Below are 4,623 nucleotides of genomic sequence, written 5' to 3'. Positions count from 1 at the left end.
GGGTAAGTGCGCCATAAACCCCATTCTTTCCTGACTGAGTTTCCAAGGGCATAGTTCTGCCATCGTACTTTTTGGGATTGACCGATGACAGACACCAAGGATTGGGCCGCGCATTTAGCCGCGATCGAAGCCGAAGGCATTAGCACGCAAGCGTATGCGCGACGCGAAGGGATCTCGGCGGCGACGCTGTATTACTGGCGCAGGCGCCTGAAGCCAGCCGTTCAACCGTCACCGACTGTGTCCTTGGTGCCGGTACAAGTCAAAGAAGAGACGGCTGCCCAGCGCTGTACCGTCTGGCTGGCGCCCGGTGTACGGTTGGAGTTGGGCGCACTGCCGCCGGCCTCGTGGCTGTCGGCAGTGACGGCGGCGGTTTCGCGCCAGGTGCGCTGATGCACCCGGGCAGCCGCATAGGCAGCGTCTACCTGTGTCGCGAGCCGGTGGATTTCAGGAAGTCGATTGGGGGCTTGTCGGCGCTGGTCGAGCAGCAACTGGAGATGAGTCCGTTTGGCGATGCGCTATTTGTGTTCATCAATCGCCAGCGCGACAAGATCAAGGCGCTGTATTGGCATCGCAATGGCTTCTGCCTTTGGTACAAGCGGCTGGAGAAACAGCGTTTTGCCTGGCCGACGTTAGCCCAAGAGCAGCCCACCTGCACCTTGACGATGCAGGAGTTGGAATGGCTGCTCGAAGGCTTCGATTTATGGGCGCATCAGCCGCATAAAACCTTGCATTATGCGGCCACGACATAGGGCATAAAAGGTAAAATGGCGGGCATGACTTCAGCCACCGCCATGCCCGCTACCGCTTTGACGGAAATCGATCCGTCCAAGTATGGCGTAGCGGTGACGCCTGGGCTTAAACGCCTGATGCGGGATATCCAGGCGCATGCCGAAATCCATTTGCAGGCGCGTCTCCAAGCCCGGCTGCGCGAGCAGATGGATGCCGAATACGAAGCCCGCTACGAAGCCAAGCTGCAAGAACAACTGGTTGCCCGCGTCCAGGCGTTGTTCGAGCAGCTGGTGCTCAGTCGGCGCCGCCAGTTCGGGCGCAGTAGCGAAGCCCTCTCGACGCAGTTCCGACTGTTCGATGAGGCCGATGCGTTGGGCGCCCAGACGACCGAGGCCGATGAGCTCGCACCGCTACCGAGCGCCCAGCCCTCGGTCAGCGCGCCGCGCAAGCCCGCCGCGCGCGGCAAGCGCCAGCCGCTGCCGGTGGAGTTGCCGCGCATCGACATCGTGCATGAGGTGCCTGAAGCCGAGCGCACCTGCGCCTGCGGCACGCTCATGGTTCAGATCGGTGAAGACGTGAGCGAACAGCTGGACATCATCCCCATGCAAGTGCGGGTGCTGCGTCACGTGCGCAAACGCTACGCCTGCCCGGGCGGCGACGCCGCGCCGGTCACCGCCCCGGTGCCCGCTCAGGTCTTGCCCAAGAGCAATGCCAGCGGCGATCTGCTGGCGATGCTGCTGACGGTCAAGTATGTGGACGGGCTGCCGCTGGCGCGCTTCGAGCATGTGCTGGCCCGCAGCGGCGTGACCGTCCCGCGCCAGACACTGGCGCGCTGGGTGATTAGCACGGCGCGCGCCTTGCAGCCGATCCACAATCTGTTGCGCGATCACCTGCTGGCCAGTGCGGTCATCCATATGGACGAGACAACCGTGCAGGTGCTCAAGGAGACGGGCAAGTCCGCCGAATCCAAATCGTACATGTGGGTGCAGGCCGGCGGGCCGCCCGAGCGACCGGTGGTGATCTACGACTACGATGCGAGCCGCTCCGGGCAGGTGCCGTTGCGATTGCTGGAAGGCTGGCAAGGTCACTTGATGACCGATGGCTATGAAGGCTACAACGCGGTGGGCCGCAGCGACGGTGTCGAGCACCTGGTGTGCTGGGCGCATGCGCGCCGGGGCTTTGTCGAGGCCGCCAAGGTGCAGGGCAAGGGCAAGCGGGGGCGGGCCGATGAGGCCATTGCGCTGATCGGCAAACTGTATCGGATTGAACGCGAGTGCCAGAGCGCCACCGACGCGCAGCGCCTTGCCGCCCGCCAGGCGCATAGCCTGCCGGTGCTGGCCGAACTGCGGAGCTGGCTGGATAAGACACGCCCGCAGGTCGTGCCTGGCCTGGCGCTGGGCCGCGCGCTGGCCTATCTGGACAGATACTGGAACAAGCTGACACGCTACACCGAGCGCGGCGACCTGCCCATCGACAACACCTTGTGACATGACGAGCGAGCGTAAAACCCTTCTGGATCGTGAATTGTTCACCGAGGCCTTGCGCCATATGAGCGAAGCCGATCTGCGATACCTGAACCGCATGGTGGTCGAGCGGCTGAATCTGCTGGATCAGGCCAGGAGCACGGTGCAGTTGGCGCAGTTTGCCCAGGGCGATCGGGTCAGCTTTATAGCGAACGATGGTATGGAAAAACATGGCACGGTTCTGCGGTTGAATAAGAAAACGGTGAGTCTGCGCACCGACGACGAGATGCTCTGGAAAGTCTCGCCAGGATTGCTGCGTAAACCCGGTCGCTGAGGCACGAGAACTTTACCGCCAAGCGCCGTCGCGAGAAACCATGGGGTTTATGGCGCACTTACCGACGAATGCCGCTGGTGCATTGGTGCCGATTCGGGTAGCGGTGACCATCCCATTGAATCGGGTTATATCTTCGCTGTCGTTGCTTCACCCTCCTCCGTCAAGGAAAGTTGCAAGATGCATCACTGGTTCTGGAATTTATTAAAAATGATTGAAATAAGAGATTGGAATTTTGTTAAAAAAGATTCACCAAGCAAAATGGCACTGCTGCTTGGTAATGGGTTTAGTATAGGAGTCAGTAGAGGGTTTAGTTATAGCAATCTCTATAGGGATTTTGTTGAGAATGACGGAGCTTGCTATATGTGTGTCAAGGATATATTTGATAGACTTAAAACGAATAATTTCGAAGATGTTTTAAGGGCTGTTTATCATGCGTTGATGGTTTCAATAGATAACAAAGATGCGCTGGAGTCGTTGTATTTTGATATTAAAAAATCGTTAATATCTGCAGTCGATAGAGTTCATCCTAAAAAATCTGAAATACAATGCGAAACTATAAAGAATGAATTATTGAATTATGATTCCGTGTTCACAACAAATTACGATTTAATATCTTATTGGTCATTGCTTCATAAAATGAAAAAAGATTCTTTTTTTGATTTTTTTTCTAGGGAAGGTCTGAACAAGTCCTCTGGACCTGTCAGAATGTAGGTTGTTGAACGAGACCCAATCAGGAAGCCCCCAATGAGCCAGCTGAGCTTTTCCGACGCCGAATTTGCAGGCAAGCGCAAGGTGACGCGCCGCGAGAAGTTCCTGGCCGAGATGGAACGGGCCGTTCCCTGGAAGGTCTTCGCCGACTTGGTCGAACCCCACTACCCGAAGGCTGGCAACGGACGCAGGCCTTACCCGCTGGAAGTGATGCTGCGCATCCACTTCATGCAGCAGTGGTTCAACCTGTCGGACCCGGCGATGGAAGAGGCGCTGTATGACAGCACCTCGATACGTAACTTTGCCAAACTGTCGCTCACGCGTGGAAGCATTCCGGACGAGACGACGATTCTGAATTTTCGCCACCTGCTGGAGAAGCACGACATCGCAGCCGACGCCCTCGAAGCGGTGAACCTGCTGCTGGCCGACCAAGGCATCACGGTGCGCAAGGGCACGATCATTGATGCCACGATCATCGAAGCGCCCAGCTCGACCAAGAACGCTGCAGGCTCGCGGGATCCCGAGATGCATCAGACCAAGAAGGGCAATCAGTGGCACTTTGGCATGAAGGCCCACATTGGCGTGGATATGACCGGCTTGGTGCACACTGTGGTGGGTACAGCAGCCAATGTTCATGATGTCACGCAGGCCCATGCGCTGCTGCACGGTGAGGAAGAATTGGTGCTGGGCGATGCGGGCTACCGAGGCGTCCAGGATCGAGAGGAGAACCAGGGGCGCAACGTACAGTGGCACATTGCCATGCGTCCGGGCAAACGGCGAGCGTTGGGGCGCAGCAATATGGGTCGGATGCTGGAATCGTACGAACGGGCCAAGGCCAGCCTGCGCTCCCGGGTAGAGCATCCATTTCGGGTGATCAAATGCCAGTTTGGATTCACCAAGGTGCGCTACCGGGGTCTGGCCAAGAACACGGCGCAGTTGAAGATGCTGTTTACGCTGGCCAACCTGTGGAAGGTACGCCACCATTTGATGGCTACGGCAGGATAGGTGCGCCCGGAATGGGCGTAGAACGCCCCAAACGGGTCTGTCGGGGTAAAAATTATCCCGCTTTTGGCCTATTTTTGAGCAATTTTTCTGCATTATGAAAATCGAGTCGGTTGGGCTGGAAAAGCGGATTCTGGAATCGGCTTATTCAGACCTTCCCTAGGGATGAGAATGGTGATCTTGGGTTCTTTTACGACAAAGTTTACAGAATATCAAAAATAAATCCAATCGCGGTAAAGCTATATTTTTTGCATGGTGGAATCCACTTGGCATCTATTTATGGATATGATGCGCTTAAGTTGACGACTGGGGATGGTGATAATTTTAAGGAAATAATAGGTCAGCAAAGGTTTGATGGGTGGCAGCCTTTATTTATAACTGAAGGCT

The 4,623-nt window shown here is 56.7% G+C and carries 5 protein-coding genes and 1 pseudogene; all 6 read left to right on the top strand.

The annotated features are described in order from the left end of the window. Positions 1 to 84 precede the first annotated feature (84 nt). The 6 genes and pseudogenes from tnpA (at position 85) to CCA01S_RS14945 (ending at position 4,239) form a co-directional block, all read left to right on the top strand. A complete protein-coding gene (tnpA, locus tag CCA01S_RS15905) occupies positions 85 to 390 on the top strand; it encodes an IS66 family insertion sequence element accessory protein TnpA (protein ID WP_146030681.1) in 306 nt (101 codons plus the stop codon). After that, a complete protein-coding gene (gene tnpB / locus CCA01S_RS14960; protein ID WP_198150047.1) occupies positions 345 to 749 on the top strand; it encodes an IS66 family insertion sequence element accessory protein TnpB in 405 nt (134 codons plus the stop codon). The genes tnpA and tnpB overlap by 46 nt, the downstream gene beginning before the upstream one ends. A gap of 156 nt (positions 750 to 905) precedes the next feature. Then, positions 906 to 2,207, top strand: a pseudogene (gene tnpC / locus CCA01S_RS14955) (IS66 family transposase); the annotation flags it as partial. Between the two features lie 10 nt (positions 2,208 to 2,217). Further along, entirely contained in the window at positions 2,218 to 2,526 is a 309-nt protein-coding gene (locus CCA01S_RS14950) for a hypothetical protein (protein WP_066459929.1), read from the top strand. A gap of 177 nt (positions 2,527 to 2,703) precedes the next feature. Next, positions 2,704 to 3,237 carry a DUF4917 family protein gene (locus tag CCA01S_RS15495; protein ID WP_084386832.1) on the top strand — a complete coding sequence of 178 codons (534 nt, stop codon included), beginning with the start codon at positions 2,704 to 2,706 and terminating at the stop codon, positions 3,235 to 3,237. 33 nt (positions 3,238 to 3,270) lie between these two features. Further along, the gene (locus tag CCA01S_RS14945; RefSeq protein ID WP_066459928.1) at positions 3,271 to 4,239 is read left to right on the top strand and encodes an IS5 family transposase; all 969 of its coding nucleotides are present in this window, start codon (positions 3,271 to 3,273) and stop codon (positions 4,237 to 4,239) included. Positions 4,240 to 4,623 lie beyond the last annotated feature (384 nt).

Origin of the sequence: Castellaniella caeni NBRC 101664 (genome assembly GCF_001592225.1) — a bacterium.
Classification (GTDB): Bacteria; Pseudomonadota; Gammaproteobacteria; order Burkholderiales; family Burkholderiaceae_B; genus Castellaniella; species Castellaniella caeni.
This window is presented reverse-complemented; position numbering and strand designations above follow the sequence as displayed.

Excerpts from the sequence above, each read along its gene's own strand:
- CCA01S_RS14950 (WP_066459929.1), top strand. The coding sequence starts at position 2,218 with ATGACGAGCGAGCGTAAAACCCTTCTGGATCGTGAATTGTTCACCGAG.
- CCA01S_RS15495 (WP_084386832.1), top strand. The coding sequence starts at position 2,704 with ATGCATCACTGGTTCTGGAATTTATTAAAAATGATTGAAATAAGAGAT.
- CCA01S_RS14945 (WP_066459928.1), top strand. The coding sequence starts at position 3,271 with ATGAGCCAGCTGAGCTTTTCCGACGCCGAATTTGCAGGCAAGCGCAAG.
- tnpA (WP_146030681.1), top strand. The coding sequence starts at position 85 with ATGACAGACACCAAGGATTGGGCCGCGCATTTAGCCGCGATCGAAGCC.